This is a genomic window from Thiohalophilus sp. (assembly GCF_034522235.1).
Lineage (GTDB): Bacteria > Pseudomonadota > Gammaproteobacteria > UBA6429 > Thiohalophilaceae > Thiohalophilus.
The window spans coordinates 2,384,213-2,409,938 of the sequence record NZ_JAXHLN010000003.1; the positions used below are offsets into that span (position 1 = coordinate 2,384,213).

Annotated in this window: 23 protein-coding genes; 8 read left to right on the forward strand and 15 right to left on the reverse strand. The window is 56.7% G+C overall.

The window, feature by feature from the left end; genetic code table 11:
• The first annotated feature begins 22 nt into the window (after positions 1-22).
• The 3 genes from U5J94_RS14705 to argF all read left to right on the forward strand — a co-directional run bounded on the left by U5J94_RS14705 (position 23) and on the right by argF (position 3,055).
• Positions 23-622 carry a urate hydroxylase PuuD gene (locus tag U5J94_RS14705; RefSeq protein ID WP_322566372.1) on the forward strand — a complete coding sequence of 200 codons (600 nt, stop codon included), beginning with the start codon at positions 23-25 and terminating at the stop codon, positions 620-622.
• Between the two features lie 307 nt (positions 623-929).
• Complete coding sequence (locus tag U5J94_RS14710; RefSeq protein WP_322566373.1) at positions 930-2,102, forward strand: acetylornithine transaminase; 1,173 nt, start codon at positions 930-932, stop codon at positions 2,100-2,102.
• A gap of 23 nt (positions 2,103-2,125) precedes the next feature.
• Positions 2,126-3,055 (forward strand): ornithine carbamoyltransferase, encoded by a 930-nt coding sequence (gene argF, locus U5J94_RS14715; protein ID WP_322566374.1) that lies wholly within the window; start codon positions 2,126-2,128, stop codon positions 3,053-3,055.
• A gap of 647 nt (positions 3,056-3,702) precedes the next feature.
• Here argF and U5J94_RS14720 read toward each other — a convergent pair.
• The gene (locus U5J94_RS14720; RefSeq protein WP_322566375.1) at positions 3,703-4,683 is read right to left on the reverse strand and encodes a porin; all 981 of its coding nucleotides are present in this window, start codon (positions 4,681-4,683) and stop codon (positions 3,703-3,705) included.
• 218 nt (positions 4,684-4,901) lie between these two features.
• Here U5J94_RS14720 and U5J94_RS14725 point away from each other — a divergent pair, with 218 nt between their 5' ends.
• Positions 4,902-5,948 carry an ABC transporter ATP-binding protein gene (locus tag U5J94_RS14725; protein WP_322566376.1) on the forward strand — a complete coding sequence of 349 codons (1,047 nt, stop codon included), beginning with the start codon at positions 4,902-4,904 and terminating at the stop codon, positions 5,946-5,948.
• A gap of 326 nt (positions 5,949-6,274) precedes the next feature.
• On the opposite strand, the gene phoU is transcribed toward U5J94_RS14725, so the two are convergent.
• From phoU to phoB, 8 genes are all read right to left on the reverse strand, one after another.
• Positions 6,275-6,991: a phosphate signaling complex protein PhoU gene (gene phoU, locus U5J94_RS14730; RefSeq protein WP_322566377.1), complete on the reverse strand. Its 717-nt coding sequence runs from the start codon at positions 6,989-6,991 to the stop codon at positions 6,275-6,277.
• A gap of 80 nt (positions 6,992-7,071) precedes the next feature.
• The gene (pstB, locus tag U5J94_RS14735) at positions 7,072-7,932 is read right to left on the reverse strand and encodes a phosphate ABC transporter ATP-binding protein PstB (RefSeq protein WP_322566378.1); all 861 of its coding nucleotides are present in this window, start codon (positions 7,930-7,932) and stop codon (positions 7,072-7,074) included.
• A gap of 41 nt (positions 7,933-7,973) precedes the next feature.
• Entirely contained in the window at positions 7,974-9,641 is a 1,668-nt protein-coding gene (gene pstA, locus U5J94_RS14740) for a phosphate ABC transporter permease PstA (RefSeq protein ID WP_322566379.1), read from the reverse strand.
• A 21-nt stretch (positions 9,642-9,662) separates the two neighbouring features.
• Positions 9,663-11,966: an ABC transporter permease subunit gene (locus tag U5J94_RS14745; protein WP_322566380.1), complete on the reverse strand. Its 2,304-nt coding sequence runs from the start codon at positions 11,964-11,966 to the stop codon at positions 9,663-9,665.
• Positions 11,967-12,087: 121 nt separating this feature from the next.
• The gene (locus U5J94_RS14750; RefSeq protein WP_322566381.1) at positions 12,088-12,681 is read right to left on the reverse strand and encodes a hypothetical protein; all 594 of its coding nucleotides are present in this window, start codon (positions 12,679-12,681) and stop codon (positions 12,088-12,090) included.
• An 84-nt stretch (positions 12,682-12,765) separates the two neighbouring features.
• Positions 12,766-13,743 carry a phosphate ABC transporter substrate-binding protein gene (locus U5J94_RS14755; protein WP_322566382.1) on the reverse strand — a complete coding sequence of 326 codons (978 nt, stop codon included), beginning with the start codon at positions 13,741-13,743 and terminating at the stop codon, positions 12,766-12,768.
• Positions 13,744-13,929: 186 nt separating this feature from the next.
• Positions 13,930-15,252, reverse strand: a complete 1,323-nt coding sequence (phoR, locus tag U5J94_RS14760) for a phosphate regulon sensor histidine kinase PhoR (protein WP_322566383.1) — start codon at positions 15,250-15,252, stop codon at positions 13,930-13,932.
• Between the two features lie 3 nt (positions 15,253-15,255).
• Entirely contained in the window at positions 15,256-15,954 is a 699-nt protein-coding gene (gene phoB / locus U5J94_RS14765; RefSeq protein WP_322566384.1) for a phosphate regulon transcriptional regulator PhoB, read from the reverse strand.
• 254 nt (positions 15,955-16,208) lie between these two features.
• Between phoB and U5J94_RS14770 the strand changes: the two genes are divergently transcribed.
• The 3 genes from U5J94_RS14770 (at position 16,209) to U5J94_RS14780 (ending at position 19,540) form a co-directional block, all read left to right on the forward strand.
• A complete protein-coding gene (locus U5J94_RS14770; RefSeq protein ID WP_322566385.1) occupies positions 16,209-16,868 on the forward strand; it encodes a TIGR04211 family SH3 domain-containing protein in 660 nt (219 codons plus the stop codon).
• Positions 16,869-17,339: 471 nt separating this feature from the next.
• Positions 17,340-18,671, forward strand: coding sequence for an amino-acid N-acetyltransferase (argA, locus tag U5J94_RS14775; protein WP_322566386.1), 1,332 nt, complete (start codon positions 17,340-17,342; stop codon positions 18,669-18,671).
• Positions 18,672-18,730: 59 nt separating this feature from the next.
• On the forward strand, positions 18,731-19,540 hold the full coding sequence (locus U5J94_RS14780; protein WP_416224235.1) for a Dam family site-specific DNA-(adenine-N6)-methyltransferase: 810 nt from the start codon (positions 18,731-18,733) through the stop codon (positions 19,538-19,540).
• A gap of 308 nt (positions 19,541-19,848) precedes the next feature.
• Here the strand turns inward: U5J94_RS14780 and U5J94_RS14785 are convergent, their stop codons facing one another.
• The 5 genes from U5J94_RS14785 to U5J94_RS14805 all read right to left on the reverse strand — a co-directional run bounded on the left by U5J94_RS14785 (position 19,849) and on the right by U5J94_RS14805 (position 23,319).
• Positions 19,849-20,658 carry an ERCC4 domain-containing protein gene (locus tag U5J94_RS14785; protein ID WP_322566505.1) on the reverse strand — a complete coding sequence of 270 codons (810 nt, stop codon included), beginning with the start codon at positions 20,656-20,658 and terminating at the stop codon, positions 19,849-19,851.
• Positions 20,659-20,946: 288 nt separating this feature from the next.
• Positions 20,947-21,225, reverse strand: coding sequence for a helix-turn-helix domain-containing protein (locus U5J94_RS14790; protein WP_322566388.1), 279 nt, complete (start codon positions 21,223-21,225; stop codon positions 20,947-20,949).
• Between the two features lie 2 nt (positions 21,226-21,227).
• Entirely contained in the window at positions 21,228-21,551 is a 324-nt protein-coding gene (locus U5J94_RS14795; RefSeq protein ID WP_322566389.1) for a type II toxin-antitoxin system RelE/ParE family toxin, read from the reverse strand.
• A 225-nt stretch (positions 21,552-21,776) separates the two neighbouring features.
• The gene (locus U5J94_RS14800) at positions 21,777-22,118 is read right to left on the reverse strand and encodes a hypothetical protein (RefSeq protein ID WP_322566390.1); all 342 of its coding nucleotides are present in this window, start codon (positions 22,116-22,118) and stop codon (positions 21,777-21,779) included.
• A 130-nt stretch (positions 22,119-22,248) separates the two neighbouring features.
• On the reverse strand, positions 22,249-23,319 hold the full coding sequence (locus U5J94_RS14805; protein WP_322566391.1) for a metal-dependent hydrolase: 1,071 nt from the start codon (positions 23,317-23,319) through the stop codon (positions 22,249-22,251).
• Between the two features lie 161 nt (positions 23,320-23,480).
• Here U5J94_RS14805 and U5J94_RS14810 point away from each other — a divergent pair, with 161 nt between their 5' ends.
• On the forward strand, positions 23,481-23,888 hold the full coding sequence (locus U5J94_RS14810; RefSeq protein WP_322566392.1) for a response regulator transcription factor: 408 nt from the start codon (positions 23,481-23,483) through the stop codon (positions 23,886-23,888).
• Between the two features lie 50 nt (positions 23,889-23,938).
• Here U5J94_RS14810 and U5J94_RS14815 read toward each other — a convergent pair whose 3' ends face one another.
• Positions 23,939-25,723, reverse strand: a complete 1,785-nt coding sequence (locus tag U5J94_RS14815; RefSeq protein WP_322566393.1) for a GspE/PulE family protein — start codon at positions 25,721-25,723, stop codon at positions 23,939-23,941.
• Between the last annotated feature and the right edge of the window lie 3 nt (positions 25,724-25,726).

The following is a 25,726-nucleotide window of genomic DNA, read 5'->3' on the forward strand; positions in this document are numbered from 1 at the left end:
TATCAGAGGGGAAAAAACCGTTATGAATCCACTCAAGTCGATTACCGGAACGATCGTCTCGGGCATCATCCTGTCGATCATCATCATCTTTGTGATGGGACGCGGCGGTGCCGTCAATCCATTGGAATTCTGGGTCTGGGTCCACGTCCTCGTCGGGATCGCCTGGATTGGTCTGCTCTATTACTTTAACTTCGTTCAGGTTCCGGCACAGGCCGTTGCCACCGCGGACTCTGACGGCCCCGGACCGGCGGCCATTGGCAAGTATGTCGCACCGCTCGCGCTGCTCTGGTTCCGCTGGGCGGCCGTTGCCACCTGGATCACCGGTGCGCTGGCGCTGGAAGCCCTGCACACGGCGGACGGCTCCGGCTTTGTTGCCGCGTTTACCTTCCAGCAGGGTTACCAGGTTATCGGCATGGGCGCCTGGCTGGGCACCATCATGCTGTTCAATGTCTGGGTCCTGATCTGGCCGAACCAGAAGAAGGTACTGGGCCTGGTGGAAGCCTCCGACGCCGAAAAAGCCAAGGCCAAGTTCATCGCCCTGATGGCCTCGCGCACCAACACCCTGCTGTCCATTCCGATGATCCTCGGCATGACAGGGCATATGCACGGGATGCCGTTCTAAAACACAGGGACGAGGGACGAGGGACGAGGCAAACAGCTTCCACCCCTCCCACTCTTTCCTCTCTTTCCTGACTGAACCTGACAGCAAAACAAAACGGCCCGGTTGTCCCTGACAACCGGGCCGTTTTTATTTAAATCCCGGCCGCGGCAAACCCGCCTCGTCACTCGTACCTCGTCCCCCGGCCCTCCCGAAGTCAACGGTTTTGTTGACTTCGGGCCGTGGGGGGCTAGAATTAACGGTTTTCCGGCAGTCCGCGCAGGGCTGCCGTTTTATTTTCCTGGACCGGTAAATTAGCGGAACCTGAAACATGGCCGATCATTTGATGCACAATTATGCGCCGCTGCCCGTGACTTTTGTCCGTGGCGAGGGGCCCTGGTTGTGGGATACCGACGAAAAGCGTTATCTCGACGCCCTGAGCGGGGTGGCGGTCTGCGGCCTGGGCCACGCCCATCCGGCGGTCGCCGAGGCCCTCGCCGAGCAGGCGCGCACCCTGGTACATACCTCCAACTGGTACCACATCGCCAGGCAGGAAACCCTGGCCGCGCGGCTGACCGATCTGGCCGGGATGGACAGGGCCTTTTTCTGCAATTCCGGCGCCGAGGCCAACGAGGCGGCGATCAAGCTGGCGCGCCTGCACGGTCGGCAAAAACAGATCGCGAATCCGACCATTGTGGTCATGGACGGCAGCTTCCACGGCCGCACCCTGGCCACCCTGAGCGCGACCGGCAACCCGAAAATCCAGGCCGGCTTCGAGCCGCTGGTTCCCGGTTTTGTGCATGTCGCCTATGACGATGTGGACGCGATCGAACAGCTGGCCGCCCTGCGGGACGACATTGTCGCGGTGATGGTCGAGCCGATCACCGGCGAAGGCGGCATCCGCATTCCCGCCGACGACTACCTGCCACAGTTGCGCCGGTTGTGCGATGCACAGGACTGGTTGCTGATCGTCGACGAGATCCAGACCGGCATGTGCCGCACCGGCCGCTGGTTCGCCTTTGAACACAGCGACATCCAGCCGGATATCATCACCCTGGCCAAGGGGCTGGGCAACGGCGTGCCCATCGGCGCCTGCCTGGCGCGCGGCAAGGCGGCCGGGCTGTTCCAGCCCGGTCAGCACGGCAGCACCTACGGCGGCAATCCGCTGGTCTGTGCCGCCGCCCTGGCGGTGATCGACACCCTGGAACAGGAGCAACTGGCCGCCCGCGCCGGCTGGCTGGGCCAGCACATGCTCAACGGCCTCTATCACAACCTGGCGAATACCGACGGGGTGGTGGAATGCCGCGGCAAGGGGCTGATGCTGGCGGTAGAGCTGGATCGGCCCTGCGGCGAACTGATGACCCGGGCGCTCGACCAGGGGCTGCTGATCAATGTCACCGCCGGTAACACGGTGCGCCTGCTGCCCCCGTTGATTCTCAGCGATGAACAGGCCGAACAGATTGTCACCGACGTTAGCGAACTGATTCAGGCCTTTCTTGCCTGAGGTTCCCAAAGAGGAATTCGAACATGGTAAAACATTTTCTGACGCTGCTGGACTTCGAAGCACATGTCCTCGATCAACTGATCGATCGAGCCATCGAACTCAAACAGATGCAGCAGCGCGGCGCGATTTATGAGCCGCTGAAGAACAAGGTACTGGGGATGATTTTTGACAAGTCTTCCACCCGCACTCGTGTCTCCTTTGAAACCGGTATGGTCCAGTTTGGCGGGCATGCGATCTTTTTGTCGCCCCGGGATACCCAGCTCGGCCGTGGCGAGCCGGTGCAGGACAGCGCCCGGGTACTGTCGCGCATGGTGGATATCATCATGATCCGCACCTTTGCCCATGACACGGTACAACGCTTCGCCGAATATTCGCGGGTGCCGGTGATCAACGCCCTGACCGATCTCTATCACCCCTGCCAGCTGCTGGCGGACATGCAGACGTTTCGCGAGCATCGCGGGGCCATCAAGGGCAAGACCGTGGCCTGGATCGGGGACGGCAACAACATGTGCCATTCCTATATCAATGCCGCGCGCCAGTTCGATTTTCAGCTGCAGATCGCCACCCCGCCCGGTTACGAACCGGAGCCGGAGATCGTCGCCGCGGCAGGCGATCGGATTACTGTGAGTAACGATCCCGAAGCCGCCGCGCGTGGGGCGGATCTGATCACCACCGACGTCTGGGCCAGTATGGGTCAGGAAGAGGAACAGGAACTGCGCATGCAACAGTTCGCCGCCTTTCAGGTCAATGCCCAACTGATGTCACTGGCCAACAAGGATGCACTTTTCATGCACTGCCTGCCCGCACATCGTGGGGAGGAAGTCACCACCGAGATCATCGACGACCCCAACAGCGTAGTCTGGGAAGAGGCGGGAAACCGCCTGCACAGTCAAAAGGCACTACTCGAATATCTGCTGGCCGTGCCGACCGAGCTGGAGCCGCAACGGCGATAGGGTTAAACCATTTATTAACCGCACTGGAAATACCTCAGAGGGCGCAAAGGCGCGGAGAACGCAAAGTAGAATTATTTACATGAAAAGCTATGCAGGGTGCGTTCTACGCACCATTACCCGCTCCGAGGCAGAAGATCGGTGCATAGAACGCACCCTATCCGATTTTGCCACACTCAACATTGCCGCCCCCTTATGAAACCCGCCAATTCATAAAAAACCATTTTCTAACAAAGCACGCCGCAACGGCAGAGCCGCTTTGTGTCTCGCCGCCAAAGGCAGTCGTAGGCCCGATAAAGCGAAGCGGCATCGGGCAACACCGCCGATTGCCGGACACCGCGTTGCTATGTCCGGCCTACCACTGCATAATCTTCATGATCGGACGGATTAATTTTCATTCTCTGCGGTCCTCTGCGCGACGTACAGGGATGTACTAGTGTCACGTGAGTCAGGAAGACGATAGCGACCCTTTGCACCCAGACAACGGGCATAAACGCCTCAGCGTTTTTCTCTTTTTATGAAAAACAGACACAAAAAAACCCTGACGCTCTCAGACGTCAGGGTACTTAAGCACACATAACAACTCTCGGAGCGGGCGACAACGTCCCTGTTGCCGACTTTCCCTGCTCTTTTATTCTGTTGAATCCGCTTTAGAATTTCAGAACCAGGCCGGCGCCGAGGAAGGTGTCATCCGTGATAGTGGCACCGCCCTGTTCTTCGTCCAGGTTGGAGTACATCAGATAACCACTGGTCTTCTTGTCGAATTTGTGATCGACACCGATGGCCATCAGAGTACTTTCCACCGCTGACGCTTGGTTATCTTCAGTCGTGATGTACTGAGCCTTGAACTTGTTCTTACCACCGAACTTGGTGCTAAAGCTAAGTCCCAGCCAGTCTTCTTCGTCAGTAGACGGAGATACGCCTTCAACACCAGTCTGATACAGCAGACCCAGCTGCATGTTACCCATCTTGTAGGTACCAACCACGCGAGTAATACTGTTCTCAGAGCCGGCAACAGCACCGGTATCATCGTAGGAATCCTGCGCCAGAGCCACATACAGCGGGCCGGATTCATAGGCGATAGAAGCTGAAATGCTATCAGCCGGACCGTCGCCAGCGGTTGTGCCGTCGCCTTCACCCGGGATCAGCGCAATGGCATACTTGATATTACCGGATTTGCCGAGATAGGCCAGGACATTATCCAGACGATTTTCACCGTCTTCGTCACCGGCGTTCTTCAGATCCGCATCGGTATCACCGAACTGGTCGAACTTGCCCTGGGCCATTTTCAGCGGCGTGTCATGACGACCAAAACGAACTTCGCCCCAGCCGCCCTTCAGACCGGCATACATGTTACGGCGATCAAAGCCGGCATCCGTGCCCTGTTCATAATCCACCTGCCATTCGAACTTGTAGATGGCTGACAGGCCATTGCCCAGATCACGATCACCCTTGACGCCGACGCGAGAAGCGTGACTGCGCAACTGCCAGTTGTCGTTACCACCAGCAGTACCATCTTCAACGTTACCATAGGACAGGTGAACTTTACCGTAAACGGTCGGTGCGGCCTGAGCCAGCATCGGAGTCATCAATGCGCCTGTAACGGCCAGTGCAATCAGTTTCTTTTTCATATCTCTTCCCCAAAAAGTTTGTGGTAACAACGCAACACGTGTTGTGTGCAAAATGACAAAGGCGAGTTTGTGCGTGGTGTCTTACAGTAACGTTAAAAGTCGGTGAAGTTTTTGTGACCATTGGCGGACAAAAGCCCCGCATGCGCAGACGGAGGCTTACGCTCCGCGGCGAATCTGATATGATTCAGACCTGAATCGATTGCATATCAAGGTGTTGCGTGGGACATCCCCTGCTCGAACTCAAACAGATTGAATGCCGGCATCGCGGCGTTGCCGCAGTCGAAAATCTGAATCTGCACGTCAATCAGGGGGATCTGGTCTGTCTGCTGGGACCCAGCGGCTGTGGCAAAACCACGGTACTGCGCGCCATCGCCGGCTTTCAACCGCTGCATGCCGGGGAAATCCGGCTACGGGATCAGCGTATCTCCTATCCAGGCTATACGCTCTCCCCGGAAAAGCGCCGCATCGGCATGGTGTTTCAGGACTACGCCCTGTTCCCGCATCTGGACGTCTGCGGCAATATTACCTTCGGGCTGCGCAACCTGAGCAAGAGTGAATGCAAGCGCATCACCGATGAAATGCTGGAGGTGGTCGGTCTGGGCGGCATGGGCCATCGCTACATCCATGAACTGTCCGGCGGACAGCAGCAACGGGTCGCCCTGGCCCGCGCTCTCGCACCCCACCCCGAGCTAATCCTGATGGATGAGCCGTTTTCCAACCTGGACATCGATATGCGTGAGCGTCTGAGCAACGAGGTGCGTGAGATTCTCAAGCAACAGGGCATCAGTGGCATTCTCGTCACCCATGATCAACATGAAGCCTTTGCCATGGGCGATCAGATCGGCGTGATGAGCGAGGGGCACATCCTGCAACGGGATACGGCCTATAACCTCTATCACTCCCCGGCCAATCGTTTCGTGGCCGATTTTATCGGCCAGGGGGTGTTTGTTCGGGGCACCCTGGTGAGCCCGGATACGGTCAAAACCACCCTGGGGACAATCAGCGGCGATCGCGCCTATGAATGGGATCCCGGCACGGAGGTGGAATTGCTACTGCGTCCGGATGATATCGTCTATGACCCGGAGGGTCCGTTACAGGGCAAGGTCCTGCAACGGGCTTTCAAGGGCGCCGAGATCCTTTATACCTTAAAGCTGGAAGACGACACCGAGGTGTTATCGCTGTTCCCCAGTCATCATGACTTCGCCGTCGGTGAAAACGTCACCGTCGATCTGGCGCTGGATCACATGGTCGTCTTTCCCGTATAGAACAGGGACAAGTTACGAGGGCCGGGCAACGAGGCAGAATAAACGCGTAGCTCACGCTGGCGTTAGCCTGCGTGACACCTCACCGATACAGAGAATGTCAGGTAGCGCTGCGCGCAACCTGACCTACTCTACTTCTCCCACCAGAACGGTGAAAACCGATAGCAGGCGCCGATCCTCAAGCCGGGTTATGTCCCCGGCGGATGCCGGACACCGCGGCGCTTTGTCCGGCCTACTCCCGGAACAGGGACGAGTTACGAGGGCCGAGTGACGAGGCTGTGCGTGGAACACACCCTGCTTCTGCCATCTGCCAACTGTCTTCTGCCAACTTATTTTTTTCTCGCATCCCGCTCGACCTGCTCCAGGCTGATGTGACGCACATCCTTGCCCTTGACCAGGTAAATGACGTATTCACAGATGTTCCGGGCGCGGTCGCCGATGCGCTCCAGGGCGCGGGCGGACCACATCATGTTGATGACCTCGGGGATGGAACGGGGATCTTCCATCATGTAGGTCATCAGCTCGCGCAGAATGCTCTCGTACTGTTTGTCAATCTTGAGATCCTGGCGCGCAACATCAATGGCCATATCCGCATCCATGCGGGCGAAGGTATCCAGCGAGTCATGCAGCATCTTGTGCACCCGTTCACCCATATGGATGAGACCCGTAATCATTTTATTATCACTGCCGGATTCGGCAAAGTGCATTGCCATGCGGCCGATGCGTTCGGCTTCATCACCGATGCGTTCCAGGTCGGTAATAGTCTTGATAACCGCGATGACCAGACGCAGATCGCTGGCAGCAGGCTGGCGCTTGGCGATAATCCGGGTACATTCCTCGTCAATCTGGACTTCGAGGGCATTGACCTTGTAATCGCTGGTAACAACGAGTTCGGCCAGTGCTTCATCCCGATCCGTCAGAGCCTTGATGGCATCACCGAGTTGCTGCTCGACGATGCCGCCCATTTGCATGACGAGGTTGCGTATATCTTCCAGCTCTTCGTCAAACTGGTGTGAAATATGATGACCTAGATCAGCTTTATCCATGTTAGAATCCTCTGTAATATTCCCGCGCGCGGCATAAAGTTGCAAAAACACTGCCCATAAGGTGAGACCGGGCCCGCATGCTAACCGTAACGTCCGGTAATGTAATCCTCGGTCTTCTTCACCGAAGGATTTGTAAACAGCGTATTGGTGTCGTCAAACTCGAGCATCTCACCCAGATACATAAAGGCGGTATAATCGGAGATACGCGCCGCCTGTTGCATATTATGCGTAACAATCAGAATAGTATATTTTTCCTTCAACTCGTAAATCAGCTCTTCGATCTTCAGCGTGGCGATGGGGTCCAGCGCCGAGGCCGGCTCATCAAGCAGGATGACTTCGGGCTGGATGGCAATTGCCCGGGCAATAACCAGACGTTGCTGCTGGCCACCTGACAGTCCGAAGGCATTCTGGTCCAGTCGATCCTTGACTTCGTCCCATAGTGCCGCACTCTTGAGAGAACGCTCGACCACTTCATCAAGCACACGCCGATTATTAACACCCTGCAGACGCAGACCGTATGCGATATTTTCGTAAATGGATTTGGGGAACGGGTTGGGCTTCTGAAACACCATACCAACCCGTCGGCGCAATTCAGCCACATCCGTCAGCTTGTCATTAATATCTTTCCCATCAAGAGTAATATTCCCCTCGATACGACAGTTATCGATCAGATCATTCATACGATTAAAGCATCGTAGCAGCGTGGATTTTCCACAACCGGAGGGCCCGATAAATGCAGTGACCCGATTCTTCGGCAGGCGCAGATTGATATCCTTGAGTGCCTGTTCCTGGCTGTAAAACAGGTTCAGGTCCCTGACGTTAATGATGATTTCTTCATCATCAAAACTGAGCCTCTCGTCTGCCTCGTTCGTAAACAAATCAGTACCGAGACCATGGGTCCTGGTTTGATCTTCATCCTGAGCGGTAGTGTTGTCATTCATATCAGCATTTCTCATAGTCATTGCGTCAGTATCGTTTCGGTTTAATCATTCGCGCTCTTGTATTTTTCACGCAGATGGTTACGGATGCCAATCGCAGTCAGGTTCAGTACCAGGATCAGCATGACCAATATCAGCGCTGTAGCATAAACCAGCGGCCGGGCGGCCTCCACGTTCGGACTCTGGAATCCGACGTCATAAATATGGAAGCCCAGGTGCATTATCTTGCGTTCCAGGTGGACGAACGGCGCATAACTGTCGACCGGCAGGCTGGGTGCCAGCTTGACGACACCCACCAGCATCAGAGGCGCCACCTCACCAGCCGCACGCGCCACTGCGAGAATCATCCCGGTCATCATCGCCGGCGTAGCCAATGGCACCACGACCTTCCAGAGCGTCTCCGCCTTGGTGGCCCCGAGTGCAAAACTGCCCTCGCGCAGGGTACGCGGAATACGTGCCAGCCCCTCTTCCGTTGCCACGATAACGACCGGCAAGGTCAACAGCGCAAGAGTCAACGATACCCAGAACAGCCCCGGGGTCCCGAAAGTGGGCGCCGGCAGGGCTTCGGGGAAGAACAGTTGGTCAATATTCCCCCCGAGAAAGTAAACAAAAAATCCCACGCCGAATACGCCAAAGACAATCGATGGCACACCCGCGAGATTATAGACCGAGATGCGGATGATCCGCAGTATCGGCCCCTGTTTGGCGTACTCGCGCAGATACAGCGCGGCCAATATGCCGAAGGGGGTCACAAATACGGTCATCAGCAAGACCATCGTCACCGTACCAAAGATGGCGGGAAAAATTCCGCCCTCGGTATTGGCCTCACGCGGCTCATCAGTGATGAATTCAACAAAACGCTCTATGTAATACCCAATCTTGTCAAACAGGCTCATAGCATTGGGCTGTGTCGCACGCACGATATTTTTCAGCGGTATTTTGACCTGGTTACCATCCATGACTTCCGCCACCAGGACATCGCGAGAGACTTTCTTATCCAATTCGGCAAGTTCAGCACGTAAAGCATCGTACTGTTCAGTAAGCGGCTTGCGTTTCGCTTCAATCTCCGCCTTGAGTTCGCGTTTTTCCTGATCTGACAGTGCGTTATTCAATTCGACTCGCCGCTCTTCCAGACGCAATTGTTCCTGACGGTAATTTATATCGCCGATGTCATCACGTTCGATCTCACGAATACGTGCAAACAAATCATTACTACGCTCCAGTCGCTCCAGCAGTTCCGTCCAGACTGCCTCGCCCTGCGCAACGCTCTGACCGGCCTCGAGTAGCTCGACAGGATATCCGTAGAAATTACCCCATTCGCGGCGTTCCAGCATGATCACGTTGTCGGGTGTCTTCCACTCGGGATCCAGCCGGGATTCCAGGTACCAGACAAAGTCACGCCCTGCTATATCGCGATTTCCCTGTTTGAACAGATAGCGGCGGACAAATTTTTTATCTTCCGCAACAGGGATACCCGCCGACTTCGCTGCCGCGGCAGTCAGTACCTCCTCATCAGCTACCTCGCCAAGCACGCGCTGCACCTTGCCACCGGGTTCGCTCCAGTTCGTCTCGATGACTGGTGATGCCCAGAAATGAGCAAAGCCATTCACGGCAATCAATCCGAGCAGTCCAACCACCATAACGATACTCAGGCTCAGCGCACCGGCATTGAGCCATACCCAGGGCGTATCGCTTTTAAACCAATTTTTCATAACCTGATTTCCCCCGAGCCATTAAAGCGACGCATAGCGGCGGCGTAACCGTTGCCGCACGACTTCGGCAACCGTATTGATAATAAAAGTAAATATAAACAGCACCAGCGCCGCGAGAAACAGGATTCGATAGTGACTGCTATGCACGGCGGTCTCCGGCAACTCCACGGCAATGTTTGCCGACAGGGTACGCATACCCTCGAAAATATTGAAGTTCATGATCGGGCTGTTACCCGTCGCCATTAATACGATCATCGTCTCGCCGATGGCGCGACCAAAGCCGATCATGAGCGCGGAGAAAATGCCGGGACTGGCGGTCGGCAGCACCACGCCAACGACAGTCTGCATGGGTGTGGCACCGAGCGCGAGCGAGCCCTGGGTGAGATGTTTGGGTACGCTGAATATCGCATCCTCGGCTATCGAGTAAATGGTTGGTATCACCGCGAAACCCATCGCCACACCCACAACCATGGCGTTACGCTGGTCATAGGTGATACCCACATCAGTCAGCCATTGCCGCATGCTGCCATCGAAAAACCATAATTCGACGTAGGGGCTCATCACTACACACACCCAACCGACCAGAAAAATAATCGGAATAAGGGCGACGGCTTCCCAGCCCGGCGGAAAAGTACGTCGTACCAGCACCGGCATATGCTGCCAAAGTCCGGCAATGATCAGAAAGGCCAAGGGCATCAGGATTAGAATACTGAATATCGCGGGCAGATTGTTCTCCATGTAGGGCGCCAGCCACAGCCCGGCGAGGAAGCCCAGAATCACCGTCGGTAGCGCCTCCATCACCTCAATCGTAGGTTTGACGTAACCGCGCAGTTTCGGACTCATAAAATAGGCCGTGTAGATCGCGGCAAGGATCGCCAGCGGCATGGCAAACAACATGGCGTAAAACGCCGCCTTCAAAGTCCCCAGCGACAAGGGGACCAGGCTGTATTTTGGTTCAAATTCATCCGTCCCTGACGAAGCCTGCCAGATATACTCGGGTTCGGATCGCCCCTCATACCATACCTTCTCCCATAGTACGCTCCATGACACGTCGGGATGCTCATTATCCACCGAGTAGAACTCGGCCTTGCCGTGATCATCGACGACCAGCATCGCCTTGTTCGGCGGCGTAAAGCTAATATGCCGGATCGGCTCATCAAACAACTTGCGTTCCAACACCGTGTTCTCGGATGTCGCAAAATGAATGGCCAGGTTGCCGTTGGCATCGCCGGTAGCAAAACCTTTGCGCGGATGTTCAGGCCCAATCGCGGTTATCGCGGCCGAATGCGCCGGAAAATCGCGTACGAAGGTCGGATGATAAATATTCTTGTCATCACGGATCAGAAACCACTGAGACACACTGCCATCGGAGCCGCCGACAATCAGGGACACCGTACCAACCAGAAACTCGGCTGCCGTTACCTGCTCTCCTTCCGGAACCACGCGGACTGATTCGACCAACGGTGCCGGATCGCGCTCGCTGACATCGTAATAGTGCATCTGGCCCTGCTTGTCGAACACAAACAGACTGAGCAGGCGATTGTCCACCAGCATGTGGGCGATTTCACCCGGCGGGAGAGAAAGCTTGACGTCATAGGGCGTGACCTCGACCTCACCGGTCATAAAATTCGATGAGGTTTCCAGTACTTTCATGAGCAATCGACCGTCGGCGGTCCTGGCAGCGATGGCATAACCCGTATCACTTTTTTGCACTGCGAGATATGTCAGGGCATAGCCCTTGTCATCAACGACAACAGGCTCTTTGCCCAGGGGATACTCGATTTCACCGTTGATATGGCGCACATCGCCCTCGAACTCAAGTCCAAAAGCATGTTCGGCAATCAATGCCGAACCATCGGACAGACCATATGCGACCACATTACTGCGGGGCTCGCCGGCGGCAAAACTCGTAATCGTGGTATCCGTCGGCAGAGGCAGGTCGATATGGCTACGCGTGCGCGCATTGACCATGTCAACCAGCGTCGCCTTGCCGTTGAGGCCATATACCACGCCGACCTCTTCATAGCGCTCAACGGCGGCATACCCGATATCGGCGGGGGCGGCACCGGTGAGACCGGAAATATTGAGTTCCTTGCGCAGCTCAATATCAGCGCCGCTGAACATTGGTGCCACTTCACTGAAAAGATAGATAAACATCAGCGCCAGGGCGAACACGACGCCGCCACCGCCGATCCCCACGCTGTAACGGGATAGGCCGTCCTTCAGGTTGCGCCAGCGGCGCAGTCGCAGACGGCGTTCCTTGCTCGGCAGCAGATCAGGGGCTGCGGAGTCAGCCGGCAAAGGCTGCGTGGTGGGGTCTTGCATGTGCCGTCACCTCGTTGTTATGCGTGGCGTGTAAAATCTGGAATTCGCGGGGTGAATATATTACCGAAATATGACACTAAAATGACAAGAGCCGCCGGAGCGGCTCTGTCAGATTTTTCTCTTAAATTCCATGTACTTCGCGAAAGCGCTCCATCAGCGCATCAACCTTGGCCTTGTCGCCCTTGGTCTTTTTGTTGCGCACGACGGTGACTGTCGCCCCTTCCGGCCCCTTACCGATATAAGTGAAGATATAGGGTGCCTCGCCTGTCTTGATGTATTCCTGCATATCATGCCAGTCATCGAACACATAAAAACGGCCATCCCTGACCACCTCACCATAGAAACTGTCGGCGGGCTGGGCCTTACCTGTATAAAGGTTGATATAATCGACTTCGTCAACCTTCATTTTGGTGTCGGCCTTGGTCATGCCGAAGGTCAGCGTCTGGCGTTGCGGTCCCGCACCGATCCGGGTCAGGATATAGGCCGGTTCCATATGGTTGAGAAAGTTGTTGTATATCTTGCGATCACCGAAAGCATAGAATCGACCATCCTTGTGAAATACGGTGAAAAGTTCCCGCACTCCGGACTTCTCGGCGGCTTTTGCTGTAGTGGCCGACGTCTCTGCCTTGTTGCCTTCCTGGCTCACGCATGCGCTGCTGGACAGTGCCGCCACGGCGATAACGGTAATGAGCGTAATTGCTCTTAACGGATTCATGATTTGTGCTCCTGTTTATACTTGGCTCGTAGAGTTTTGGCTAACAACCCTCCCGCGCGGCGGGATGGTTGTTTAGCAATCGCGTTACTCGATTCCGAGCTTTTTACGCTCGCGTTCCGCAACAGCAGCCGGCAGCGGGATATAACCGTCACGAATCACGGTTTCCTGACCCTGCTTGGAGAGCACCATCTTGAAGAACTCACGCTCCAACGGCGGCAACGGCTGACCGGGTTTCTTGTTGACATACACATACAGCATGCGGGCCAGCGGGTACTTGCCGTTGGCTGCATTTTCCGGAGTCGCTCCATAGGCGGGGTTACCGTCTTTCTCTGCAAGCGGCACTGCACGCACACCGGAAGTGATATAACCGATGCCGGAATAGCCGATACCGTTCAGGGACTCGGTCACACCCTGCACAACAGATGCTGAGCCCGGCTGTTCATTGATGGAAGCCTTGTAATCACCATCACACAGGGCATGTTTCTTGAAATAACCGTAGGTACCGGATACAGCATTACGGCTGTAGAGCGTCATGTCACGCGATGCCCAGGCACCGGTCATACCGAGCTGGCCCCAGCGGGTGATATCTTCCTTGTAACCACAGCGGCGGGTCGCGGAGAATACGGCATCGACCTGCGGGATTGACATACTCTTGATCGGGTTATCCTTATTGACATAGACCGCCAGAACGTCGATAGCGGTTGCAACAGGCGTCGGCGGATAGCCAAATTTCTTTTCAAAGGCTTCGACTTCCTTGCCTTTCATTTGACGGCTCATCGGCCCAAAGTTTGCGGTACCTTGCGCGAGGGCCGGCGGCGCAGTAGAAGAACCCGCACCCTGAATCTGGATGTTGACGTTGGGATAGAACTTGGCATAGTCCTCTGCCCACAACGTCATGAGGTTATTCATGGTATCGGAACCGATACTGGAGAAGTTGCCGGAAACACCACTGGCGCTCTGGTAGTCCGGAAGATTGGAATCGACTTTGGCTTGCGCAAAAGCCTGGCCGGAGACAAAGCTCAGTGCCAGTAGCGAGGCCAGAAGCTGCTTTTTCTTGAACATGGATGCTCTCCTTACGAGAATTGTGTTTTGTTGCGGGTACTGTATAAACCGGTTGTGACAAGGTTATGAACTAAATATGACGGCAATATGACAACGCCCCGGGCTCCGCCCGGAGGCGAGTAACGAGGGACGAGTGACGAGGACCGAGGGGAAACCATTACACCGCGCAGCAGTATGCTGTCCTCGTCACTCGTACCTCGTACCTCGTCCCTGTTCGTCAGCATGACGAACGATTTCGGGAGGAAAGTCGCAGATAAAGGTACTGCCCCGCCCTACTTCACTGTCGATCCGCAAACTACCGTTATTGCGCTGCATGGCGTGTTTGACGATGGCCAGGCCCAGGCCGGAGCCGCCGGTATGGCGCGAGCGGCCCTCGTCCACGCGATAGAAGCGTTCGGTCAGGCGTGGAATATGGTGCTGGGGGATACCGATGCCGGTGTCATTGACTTCGAAATGGGCGCCCTTGTCGTCTTCGAACCAGCGAATGCGAATCGCGCCACCGCTGGGCGTGTAATTGACGGCGTTGACGACCAGGTTGGTAAAAATACTGTCCAGTTCACGCTGCTCGCCCAGCAGACAAAGCCGGGGCTCGGCTTCCAGCAGGATGGTGTGATTACGTTCAGCGCTGAGGATTTCGGCCTGCTCCCTGAGGCTGCTCAGCATTTGCGGCACATCAACCACCACCTGCTTGCGTTCCCGACGCTGGTTCTCGTAACTGGACAACAACATCAGATCTTCGGTCAGCTGCTGCATTCGTCGGGTCTGCTGCTGCATCACCTTGAAGGTATGTTGCATTTGTTCGTCGTCGGCGTTCTCTTCCAGCAGGCTTTCCATATAACCGCTTAGCACCGTCAGGGGCGTGCGCAACTCATGGGAAATGTTGCTGATGAAATCACGCCGCATCTGCTCGACCTGCTCGAACAGGGTAACGTCGCGAACGATCACCAGGGTCTGGTTCTTGCCGTACTCAACCATCCGGATACTGAGTCGGGTTGCATCATCATACGGTGAATTGATGGTCACCTGCTCATCCGGCCATTCACCCCGCCAGTAAGCGGAGACATCCGGGTGACGCAGCAGGTTGGCCAGCCGCAGTCCCACGTCCTGCGGATATTTGAGGCGCAACAGTCGCCCGGCCTCGGCGTTCCACCATTCGATTTCACCTTCCTCGCGCAGTACCGCCACCCCGTCGGGTAAGGCCGCGGTGGTCTCACGAAAACGTTTGATCGCCTTGACCAGGCGTTTATTTCGCTTGCGGGCCCGTTGCTGCAAACGGTAAATCGCGGTGAAAACCTCACCCCATAATCCGCTCGAAAGCGGCGGTTCCTGTTTGCGATCGAAACGTAGCCAGTGATCCAGCTTCTTCAAACGCAAAAAATAGATAGCAAACCAGAACGAGACCGCCAGCAACAGTGCAGGCAGTATCTTGTTGAACACCCAGCCAAAAAACACGGCCAGAGCCAGACTCGCCAGAATCCGCCACAGTTCGCTGATCCAGTTGTAGTGCATAGCTCAGACCTGTTTTGAGAACCGGTAGCCGGCACCGCGCACGGTCTGCACATGCCGGTCAAAGCCATGCGGGGCCAGCGCCTTGCGCAGCCGGCGAATATGCACGTCGACAGTGCGGTCCTCGATATACACCTGATTGCCCCAGACCTGATCGAGCAGTTGATCGCGGCTGTAAACCCGTTCGGGATGGGTCATGAAAAAGTGCAGCAGGCGAAATTCCGTGGGCCCCAGATTGATGGGTTCGCCGTTGAGGCTTACCCGGTGACTGGCGGTATCCAGGGTCAAACCGGCAATCTCGATTGTTTCGGACGCTTCCTGGCCGGCACTGCTGCGGCGCAGGACCGCGCGGATCCGCGCCACCAGTTCCTGGGTGGAAAACGGTTTGGTTACATAATCGTCAATGCCGGCTTCATAGCCGCGCAATTTGCTCTCCTCCTCGGTGCGGGCGGTCAGCATGATCACCGGCAGATCCCGGGTTGCCTCATCCCGGCGCAACCGTTTGGCAAACTCGACCCCGCTGATACCCGGCAGCATCCAGTCCAGCAGCACCAGATCGGGCTTTTCCTCGGCCAGGCGCTCGCCCGCCTCGCGGGCATCACCGGCCTCGATCACCCGAAAACCGGCCCGCGCCAGGGTAAATTCGAGCATTTCGCGGATGGCCGCTTCGTCCTCGACCACCAGGAGCGTAATATCCTGACTCATGGGATTATGACATCCGGGTGATAATAACGGTTTGCCTCTGCCTCTTTCACGCCGGCATTACAGCCGAAGAATATGACAACCATATGACAACGCCCTGACGGATGCCAGACACCGGGATTGCCGGCCGCCGTCAGCAAAATGTGATTTGGCACGCACCGGGCTAATCGCGCTAGACTATACAATCGCTATCCGGGCCGGATTCCGCCGGTACAATATATATTAGAGCACAAACCACCGCAGGACCGAAATTGACCATGAGATACTTGCTCATCACCCTGGCGCTGTTCGCCGCCACCGCTTCCGCCGTACAGGCCGCCGAATACCAATATGTATCGGACCAGTTGATCATCACCCTGCGCAACGGCCAGGGTAACTCGTATCAGGTCCTCAAGACCCTGCCGACCGGCACCAGGCTGGAAGTACTGGAGAAAACCGACCAGGGTTATACCCGGGTGCGTACCAGTGACGGCACCGAGGGTTGGGTGCGCAGCCAGTATCTGATGGACGACTCCACCTCGGCCATGCAGCTGGAAGAAGCCACCCGCAAACTGAACAACCTTCAGGAAGAAAACGAAAAACTGCGCAGCACCCTCAGCGAAATCCAGGAAGAACGCGCCCAACTGGCCAGCGAGCGGGACGAACTGCTCGGCAAGACCGAAGAAGTCGAAAAGCAGCTGGATCATCTCAATGAGGTCGCCGCCAAACCGCTCGTACTGGACCGGGAAAACCGTGAATTACAGCAAAAAAACGTGGCCCTGGAAAAAGAGCTGCAGATCCTCAACCAAGAAAACCAGGTGCTCAAGGATCGCGCCGAACGCGAGTGGTTCATCGCCGGTGCCGGGGTCCTGCTCGGCGGCCTGCTGCTGGGCCTGCTGATCCCCCGCATCCGCTGGAAAAAACAGAGCAGTTGGTGACAACACAGGGCCGAGGGCCGAGGGACGAGTTACGAGTGACGAGGAACAACATCGGTCTCGCTGGCGACAACCTGCCGAATCACCCCGTACTTCGTAACTCTCCCTGGGCAATTCCCATGTAGAAGCGCCTCCGGCGCGACATTTCCTGCGCTAACGCAAGTCCCTTCGCGGCGCAGCCGCTCCTGCCCGACTTCGGGATTTGATCTGACTCGTCCCTCGGCCCTTCTCAATACTGGAATAGAGCTGCGTAGGTCACGCTGGCGACAGCCTGCGTGACACCACCTCGAAGCAGCGCCTGCCATCCTTCAGGTTTTGATCTACCTCGTACCTCGTCACTCGGCCCTCGGCACTTCCCAAAGCCGGAGAAGAGTTTTACTACTCCCACTGCTCATAGCCCTGGTTCCCAGTACCTAGTATCTGTCCGATATGTCATACTACCGTCAGATAATAACTCCTGACTCGACACGGCAAATGGCTCCCAAAGCACCCCCCACCGACACCGATTTTGTCCGCTGGTTTCGCGACTCCTCGCCCTATATCAATGCCTTTCGCGGCAAGGTGTTCGTGATCGCCTTTGGCGGCGAGATGCTGGCGGACGAGCAGTTCGCGCCGCTGGTGCACGATCTGGCCCTGCTCAATAGCCTCGGGGTCAAGCTGGTGCTGGTGCACGGCACCCGCCCGCAGATCGAAACCTGCCTGAAAGGCCGCGATGCCGAGCTGGTTTATGTCAACGGCCTGCGGGTCACTGACACCACGGCGCTTAATTGTGTCAAGGAAGCGGCCGGCAGCGTGCGGGTCGATATCGAGGCGCTGCTTTCCATGGGGCTGGCCAACTCGCCCATGGCCGGGGCGCGTATCCGGCTGGTGTCGGGGAATTTTGTCACTGCCCAGCCGCTGGGCGTGCGCGACGGCGTGGATTATGGCCACACCGGCGAGGTCCGGCGGGTGGACCGGGATGCCATTCGCCAGCATCTGGATAACAACGATCTGGTCCTGCTCTCGCCCATCGGGTATTCGCCCACCGGCGAGGTCTTCAACCTCAGTGCCGAGGATGTGGCCACCGCCGCCGCCAGCCAGTTGCAGGCCGACAAACTGATCCTGCTGATCGATAGCAAGGGAATTATCGACAACCGCAAACGGCTGTTACGCGAGCTGACGCCCGACAGGGCCGAGGCCCTGCTGGCGGGAAGCAATAAACTCAATAGTGAACAACAACAGGCCCTGCGCAGCGCGATCCATGCCTGCCGCCGCGACGTCAATCGTGCGCATATCATCAACCGACATACCGGCGGCGCCCTGTTGCTGGAGCTGTTCACCCGCGACGGTTGCGGCACCCTGATCAGTAACGATCCCTACGAGGATCTGCGCCGCGCCACTATTGACGACATCGGTGGCATCCTGGAATTGATCAAACCGCTGGAGACGGACGATATCCTGGTGCGCCGCTCGCGCGAACGCCTGGAAACCGAGGTGGATCATTTCACCGTGGTCGAACGCGACGGCATGATCATCGGCTGCGCCGCCCTGTATCCGTTCATCGATGAACAGGTCGGCGAGCTGGCCTGCCTGGCGGTCCATCCTGATTACCGTAACCAGGGCCGGGGGGACGCCCTGTTACAGTATCTGGAGAAAACCTGTCGTCAGCTCGGCGTGCGGCAACTGTTCGTATTGACCACCCGCACCGCCCACTGGTTTCGCGAACGCGGCTTCAAACCGGAAGATATCAAAAATCTGCCGGTCAAACGCCAGCAACTGTATAACTACCAGCGCCAGTCCAAGGTGTTCATCAAGGAACTGGACTGATGGCTGTCCGCTCCGACGCTGTGGCCCCCCTGCGCAAAGCCGGTCGACCAGCACGACCGATGCCCCGGCGACCATTTCTCAAGTGGGCGGGCAACAAGTTCCGGATTCTGGAACACATCATCCCGATGCTGCCAGAGGGCAAACGCCTGGTGGAACCGTTTGCCGGCTCCGCCGCGCTGTTTCTCAACAGCGATTACGACCGCTATCTGCTTAGCGATCGCAATGCCGATTTGATCAGCCTGTACAACCTGCTCAAGCAGGAAGGCGCCGAATTCATCGACTATTGCGCGCAATACTTCATTGCGCGCAACAACCAGGAAAAGCGTTACTACCGGCTGCGCGAACAGTTCAATGCGTGCGACGAACCACACCTGCGCGCCGCGTTGTTTATCTACCTGAACCGCCACGGCTACAACGGCCTGTGCCGCTATAACGCCAGCGGCGGTTTCAACGTCCCCTTCGGCCGTTACAAGCGCCCCTACTTCCCGCAAAAGGAGATGCTCGCCTTTCATCACCGGGCACAGCGCGCCGAGTTCCTGCTGGGAGATTTTGAACAGACCATGCAACAGGCCAGACCGGGCGATGTGATCTATTGCGATCCACCCTACGTGCCGCTGTCGACCTCCGCCAACTTCACCACCTACAGCGCCGGCGGCTTCAGCCTCGATGATCAACAAACGCTAGCCGAACTGGCACAGGCCTGCGCGCAGCGCGGCGTCCCGGTGTTGATCTCCAACCACAATACCGCCTACACCCGCAAAATCTACAAACCTGCCACTCGGCGAAAGCCTTTTCAGGTCCAGCGCTACATCAGTTGCAACGGCGAAAAGCGCAACACTGCCGGCGAGATCCTGGCGTTGTTCAAATAACCACACAGAGCAATAGTACCGTAGGCTCGATAAAGCGAAGCGATATCGGGCAACTCGAAGTAAGCTTCACAACACGAGAGCCGGGGTGTACTGCAGGCCCGATAAAGCACCCTGCGGGCATAAACTCTGCGGTATCGGGCAACACCTCCGATTGCCGGACACCGCTTTGCTATGTCCGGCCTACCACTGAGGGATGTGCCTGGCTCCCAACAGGTTCTAAACCCGTCCTCACCGGGGTAAATTGGCGGGAACGGCAGTCCGCCACGCATCGCCCACGGGGCTACCAGGTGCAGCCCCACACCCCTGTGTCAGCCCCGAATCAAATCAATATCCGTTCTCGCCCAGGGTGAGGATTGAAAAAACGTCAACAGATCATCCCATTCAGTCACCCGACCACACGCGCAATCGTCAACCGACCGATATGGCGGGGCGGACTCCTCAACCGCCCAGCGCATCAGCGCGGCGATATGCCGGCCGATCCCGGCTACCGCTTCAATCTCATCCCGACCCGCCATCAACACCGCTTCAACGCTGCCAAAATGCGCCAGCAACCTCGCCGCGCGCGCCGGGCCAATCCCGGGCAACCCCTGCAACAGATAAGATTGCAAGGCGCGCTTGCCCGTCGGGCGTTTTCCCTGCCGTGGCAGGCCACCGCTGGCGACTGTCCGCCCCTGACGCGCCGCAAAAAGCATGACGCGTGCTGTCTCCCGGGCACAGCGGGTACGCAACAACGGCAGACCGATGAACAGGGACACAGTAACAAGCGCCCCCTGTATCGCCTCCCGGCACATACCGCTGCCTTCAATATCCCTGGCAGTCCCCTCCAGTATCATCGCGGTTCGCCATGACTCCACCCCGGCAAGCCGCAATGCCTGTTGAAACAACCGCCCAGAAGCTATCGAGGCCACCAGATCAGGCAAGGTTTTGCGCTCGAACAGAAAACGGTTATCCACCCGATAGTCCCCGACGGATAACCGCTCAACACCGACGGAAAACTCCGGCATGCCACGCAAAATATCAATCATGCCACCCCGCGCCTCGCGATCATCCGCAATGATCGAAACGGGGTTCCCGGAATGAGTCGATGAAGAACGACGCGAAGCTGTGCCTTTTTCCATTTTCACACTTTACCGCTCCCTGTAATCATCGCTGCCTCTTCCAGCAAAGTGCGATTACGCCGGAATCAGGCAAACGGAAACCCTCGTCTCACAGTCGATCCGGGTGAATTCCAGCTTTTCTAAGCTGCCTGTGCGGCAGTGAACACCAATATTACATACAAAAAATAAGTTACAACAACCACTTAACGTATTTTTGGGCTTTTTACCCGAATTTTCGTGCGTTGTTGTAACTAATTGATAATAATGCGAATTGTTAAAGAGCGATTTTTATTGGTTATCTGATGGGAATCAGGCCGCGTGTGATATCTCCAGATTCACTTTATAGCCAACCGCCGAGAGCATGTTCACCAGGCGATCGATGGTGCATTTTTCGATTCTGCCTTTGAGCACATCATTGAGCCTCGGCTGGGTTATGCCAAGCTTCTTTGCCGCTTCGGCCTGAGTCAGGCCGGATTGTTTGACATAGTCGGCGACTTCCATCATTAACCGGGCGCGCAGTTTCAGATTTGCGGCCTGCACCTGATCGTTTTCAATCGCGTCCCAAACACTGTCGAATTCCTTTACCATGATTAACGGTACCTCTTGACCACTTCCTTAAACCTGTTTCTCGCTATCTCAATGTCTGACTGACGGGTCTTCTGCGTTTTTTTCTCAAACACATGCAGGATATGAACCTTCATGTCAAACTTCGCGATATAAACAACCCGAAATTGCCTGCCTGTCTGTATCCGGAGCTCGCGTACACCTTGACCAATGGTTGGAAACGGTTTCCAGTTTTCCGGCACCTTGTCCCGTTGTACGCGGTCAATCTCATAACCGGCACGATGACGCGCATCGCCCGGTAACGCACGAATTACGTCCAGGGAATCGCCCTCGAATACGACCTTTCTCATGATAGTCCCTTATCCTGAATATATCAAGTTTGATATAACTTGTTGCGCAGCTCTATCTCACAGGCCTTGCACATTTATCCCCACGTGCGTGGGGAACACGCATTATTGCCGGCCAGTAACCGGCGAGCCAGTCCTGCAGATCGTCTTCGTCACCTGTGACAATAGCGAAAAAATAGTCACACAGCAGTCGTCCGGCCCGCTCGCCGGACATCAACCCGAGAATCATCACCGCATGCAGCGGCAGCCACCAGGCCTCATCGTTTGCCTCATCCCAGTAAGGCCGGGTTTGCAGCAAAGACTCCAGTTCATCCAGATGGCATCGCCGCGGCGGGCGCATTCGTCGATGAGATTGCGCGGCACGCGATCGCCGTTTTCCGCCAGGCTGTCGAGCAACCCCGACTCCGACATCGCCGCCAGTTCAGTACCCTCATAAACGGGGGATGAGGGAAGAAAATCCTCAATGTCCAGGCCCAGCATTGCGTTGACATGCTCAATATCAAAATAGGCCGGGTCGAATTCCTCCCCGAGCCATTCCTGCGCATCGTCATGCGCTTCGTGCGCCTTCACCGGCGAGGCAGCGGGGATAGGCCGCCTCCGCTTCGGGCTCCAGGATCGTTTCTATACGCAGACTGATATTGATCCGGTAGATATCATTCATTGGAACACCTCGTTCGTTTTGTGCCCTGCCCTCAGATCACTAGCGTAGCGGAATAACACGATCACCCTGATGGCGATAAAGCCGCCAGTCATCATCGCCATTATTGCAGGCGCCGAAGCGAAACGGGACATTGCGGGTATCGCCCAGAATAAAACGGTGATCCTCGTACCAGGCACACAGCCCCTGTTCGCGCTGTTCAATGCGATACAACGCGGGAAACAGCATGAACTCGCGAATGTCTTTTAACACATCCTGTTCCCAGACATCCTGCGCCAGTTTCTGTCCGATTCCCTCACCGTAACGGGGTAAAGTTTGCCAGGCGACATTGTCCAGCGGGCGGTAGATTGCGTTGATGCGGGCGAACATACCGGCCTGTTCATCCGGCTCCGGAACCACCTGCTCGCGATGCAGGTTTACATAACTCACGTGATAGTGCTGTGGCTGCTCGATCACGATCTTCCAGTTAAACGGCGACAGGGGTTGTGGCAGGGCGTGCACTTCGGCCTGCTCCAGTCCCTGGTGTCGGACATACTCCCGACCCAGATCGCGCGCCTCCCAGGCCTGGTAATGTTGAAAACCGACATATAACGCCAGCGTGGCCAGGCCGGTCAGCGCCAGCTGTTGCCCCTGCCGGCGCCAGACCCAGGCGGCAATCAATGCCAGCACAATGATGCCAGTGAACCAGAAATCGATAATAAAGGTAGACGGCAGGGAAAACTTGGCATGGCTGAACGGCGCCAGGATCATGGTGCCAAACGAGGTAATCACATCCCCGAAGATATGAATCCCCAGGCTCATGACACACACGGCATAAAAGGCTTTCCAGTGATACTGGCCGCGCCATAACAGCATAAACAACAGCGACAGCAGCCCGGCCCATAACGGCAGCATCAATACAGAGTGCGTCACGCCGCGGTGATATTTCAGGTAGGACAGGGGCCCGTCGATCAGCCGCAGCAGAAAATCGCTGTCCGGGAAGATGCCGGCGAGAAACCCCGCCGCCAGGCGGGTACGCAGAGAGAGGGTCCGGCTGTCCGCAAAACGGCGGGATTCGGGGGCTGTGGCCCGTGCCAGCAGGACACTGCTCAGGCCATGCGTCAGTGTATCCATGATGTTGTTTTACCGCTTAATCATTGCCGGGCCGCTAAACCCGTGCATAGGTCACATCCAGCTCAGCCGGTACTCAAGGTCGGCCATTTCACCGCCGATGTATACGCCATGAGTGTGGCATTACGCCATTTTACCAAATTAAATCAACCGGATATTTGTCTATGGCCAGAGCTCAAACAAATCACCAGGGAACCCTCCTGATTCTCGAAAAAGACGCCCATACCGCCTACCTGCTGGACTATCTGTTGAGTCGCGAAGGATACAACGTGGTCTGCACTACCTCTTGCGAAACCGCCTCCGCGCTGCTGAGCAGAATGCCGCCTGCCAGCATGATCTTCCTGGATGTGGCGTTCGTCAGTGACGGGCAGTGCCGGTTCATCGATACCCTGCACAGGATCCCCGGCTGGCGCGACACACCGGTCCTGCTGCTGGCGGAACACTATACCATGGAGGATGTCAGCAGCGGTCTGCAGCTTGGGGCCGATGATTACATTGTCCAGCCCTTTAACCATGCGGAACTCCTTGGCCAGATCCAGCGCTATTCAGTGAAATTGTGCCAGGCCTCGTAAGGAGGCGTTCCAGTATTGCCTGCCGCTTTTCAGACAGCAGAAATTAATTTCTAGATTTCACTGTCCGGCGGAACGACATTAAGCACTTCTTCCATGGTGGTCAGGCCCTGGGCGACTTTTTGCGCGCCGGAGATGCGCAACTGGATCATACCCTCGTTGACGGCGATGCGACGGATCTCGGTGGCGTCGCTGTCGGGGCCCAGCTGGCTGCGGATTGGCGACGTCATGCGCAGCATTTCATAAAGTCCGATTCGGCCCATATAGCCGGTATTGCGGCATTCATCACAACCCACCGGGCCGTAAAACTTCGGTTCACCGCTCAGCTTCCAGGGCCGGGTCAGGGCCTGCCACAGATCCGGGTCCACCTCGGCGGGCTGTTTGCAGTGCGGACAGAGGGTGCGCACCAGTCGCTGTGCCAGCACACCCAGCAACGTGGCATTGATCAGATAGGCCGGCACACCGATCTCGCGCAAGCGGGTTACTGCCGAGGAGGAGTCGTTGGTGTGCAAGGTGGAGAGCACCAGATGGCCGGTCAGGGCCGCCTGAATCGCCATCTCAGCGGTCTCCTTGTCGCGGATCTCGCCGACCATGATGATGTCCGGATCCTGACGCAACAGGGTGCGTACCCCGCTGGCAAAATCGAGCCCGATATTGTGCTGCACCTGCATCTGGTTGAAGGCCGGCTCGACCATTTCAATGGGATCTTCCACGGTGCAGACATTGACCTCGGGCTGGGCCAGTTGCTTGAGCGTGGAATAGAGGGTGGTGGTTTTGCCCGAACCGGTGGGGCCGGTGACCAGGATGATCCCGTTGGGCTGGTTGACCATCTGGTTCCAGCCGGTAATGTCTTTGGCGGAAAAACCCAGCGCGGTGAAATCCTTGACCAGGACATCCGGGTTAAAGATACGCAACACCAGTTTTTCGCCAAAGGCGGTCGGCATGGTCGACAAACGCAGTTCGATCTCGCCCCCTTCGGGTAACAGGGTCTTGATGCGCCCGTCCTGTGGGCGGCGTTTTTCCACTACATCCATGCGTCCCAGCACCTTGATGCGACTGGAGACGGCGGTCATCACCGGGGTGGGCATGTCATAGACCTGGTGCATCACCCCGTCGATGCGAAAGCGGATATGGCCCTTCTCGCGCCGGGGTTCCATATGGATGTCGCTGGCGCGTTGATCGAAAGCGTATTGCAGCAACCAGTCGACGATCTGCACCACGTCCTTGTCGTTGGCATCCAGGTTACCGGTCTTGCCCAGCTCCACCAGTTGTTCGAGATTGGTAATACCGGGAATGTGTCCGGCGTCCTTGTCCGAGGTGGCGCGCCGGATCGAATGGCTGACCGAGTAGAACTCATTGAGATAACGGGCGATATCCAGCGGGTTGGCGATCACCCGCTCGATCTGCAGCCCGGTGATGTGCGCCAGCTCATCCTCCCAGCTGCGGATATCCGGTTCGGCGGTGGCAATGACGACCTTGTTCTTGTCCACTTTGACCGGCAGGATACGATGTTTGCCGGCATAGGCCGACGAAGTAACGGCGGTCACCGCAGTGACATCCACCTTGAGCGGATCGATGCGAAAATAGGGCAACCCGGCCCGTTCGGCCAGCCATTGGGTCAGCACCTCGAGGGTCAGCTTCTTGCCCGGTCGGGCCAGATCGTCCCACTCCTGTTGCGAGATGATCACCAGCGGGTGAATTTCGAGGCGTCCGGTCCGGGCCGGGATCAGAAACTCATCAGAGGTTTTTTTATCCAGCCGGCCATCTTCCACCAGATCGTGGATCAGTTCATGCAGGCCGAGATGACGATCACCTGTGCCGACTTTAGGTTGTTGCATTAT

Excerpts from the sequence above, each read along its gene's own strand:
- U5J94_RS14705 (WP_322566372.1), top strand. The coding sequence starts at position 23 with ATGAATCCACTCAAGTCGATTACCGGAACGATCGTCTCGGGCATCATC.
- U5J94_RS14710 (WP_322566373.1), top strand. The coding sequence starts at position 930 with ATGGCCGATCATTTGATGCACAATTATGCGCCGCTGCCCGTGACTTTT.
- argF (WP_322566374.1), top strand. The coding sequence starts at position 2,126 with ATGGTAAAACATTTTCTGACGCTGCTGGACTTCGAAGCACATGTCCTC.
- U5J94_RS14720 (WP_322566375.1), bottom strand. The coding sequence starts at position 4,683 with ATGAAAAAGAAACTGATTGCACTGGCCGTTACAGGCGCATTGATGACT.
- phoU (WP_322566377.1), bottom strand. The coding sequence starts at position 6,991 with ATGGATAAAGCTGATCTAGGTCATCATATTTCACACCAGTTTGACGAA.
- pstB (WP_322566378.1), bottom strand. The coding sequence starts at position 7,932 with ATGAATGACAACACTACCGCTCAGGATGAAGATCAAACCAGGACCCAT.
- pstA (WP_322566379.1), bottom strand. The coding sequence starts at position 9,641 with ATGAAAAATTGGTTTAAAAGCGATACGCCCTGGGTATGGCTCAATGCC.
- U5J94_RS14745 (WP_322566380.1), bottom strand. The coding sequence starts at position 11,966 with ATGCAAGACCCCACCACGCAGCCTTTGCCGGCTGACTCCGCAGCCCCT.
- U5J94_RS14750 (WP_322566381.1), bottom strand. The coding sequence starts at position 12,681 with ATGAATCCGTTAAGAGCAATTACGCTCATTACCGTTATCGCCGTGGCG.
- U5J94_RS14755 (WP_322566382.1), bottom strand. The coding sequence starts at position 13,743 with ATGTTCAAGAAAAAGCAGCTTCTGGCCTCGCTACTGGCACTGAGCTTT.
- phoR (WP_322566383.1), bottom strand. The coding sequence starts at position 15,252 with ATGCACTACAACTGGATCAGCGAACTGTGGCGGATTCTGGCGAGTCTG.
- phoB (WP_322566384.1), bottom strand. The coding sequence starts at position 15,954 with ATGAGTCAGGATATTACGCTCCTGGTGGTCGAGGACGAAGCGGCCATC.
- U5J94_RS14770 (WP_322566385.1), top strand. The coding sequence starts at position 16,209 with ATGAGATACTTGCTCATCACCCTGGCGCTGTTCGCCGCCACCGCTTCC.
- argA (WP_322566386.1), top strand. The coding sequence starts at position 17,340 with ATGGCTCCCAAAGCACCCCCCACCGACACCGATTTTGTCCGCTGGTTT.
- U5J94_RS14780 (WP_416224235.1), top strand. The coding sequence starts at position 18,731 with ATGCCCCGGCGACCATTTCTCAAGTGGGCGGGCAACAAGTTCCGGATT.
- U5J94_RS14785 (WP_322566505.1), bottom strand. The coding sequence starts at position 20,658 with ATGGAAAAAGGCACAGCTTCGCGTCGTTCTTCATCGACTCATTCCGGG.
- U5J94_RS14790 (WP_322566388.1), bottom strand. The coding sequence starts at position 21,225 with ATGGTAAAGGAATTCGACAGTGTTTGGGACGCGATTGAAAACGATCAG.
- U5J94_RS14795 (WP_322566389.1), bottom strand. The coding sequence starts at position 21,551 with ATGAGAAAGGTCGTATTCGAGGGCGATTCCCTGGACGTAATTCGTGCG.
- U5J94_RS14805 (WP_322566391.1), bottom strand. The coding sequence starts at position 23,319 with ATGGATACACTGACGCATGGCCTGAGCAGTGTCCTGCTGGCACGGGCC.
- U5J94_RS14810 (WP_322566392.1), top strand. The coding sequence starts at position 23,481 with ATGGCCAGAGCTCAAACAAATCACCAGGGAACCCTCCTGATTCTCGAA.
- U5J94_RS14815 (WP_322566393.1), bottom strand. The coding sequence starts at position 25,723 with ATGCAACAACCTAAAGTCGGCACAGGTGATCGTCATCTCGGCCTGCAT.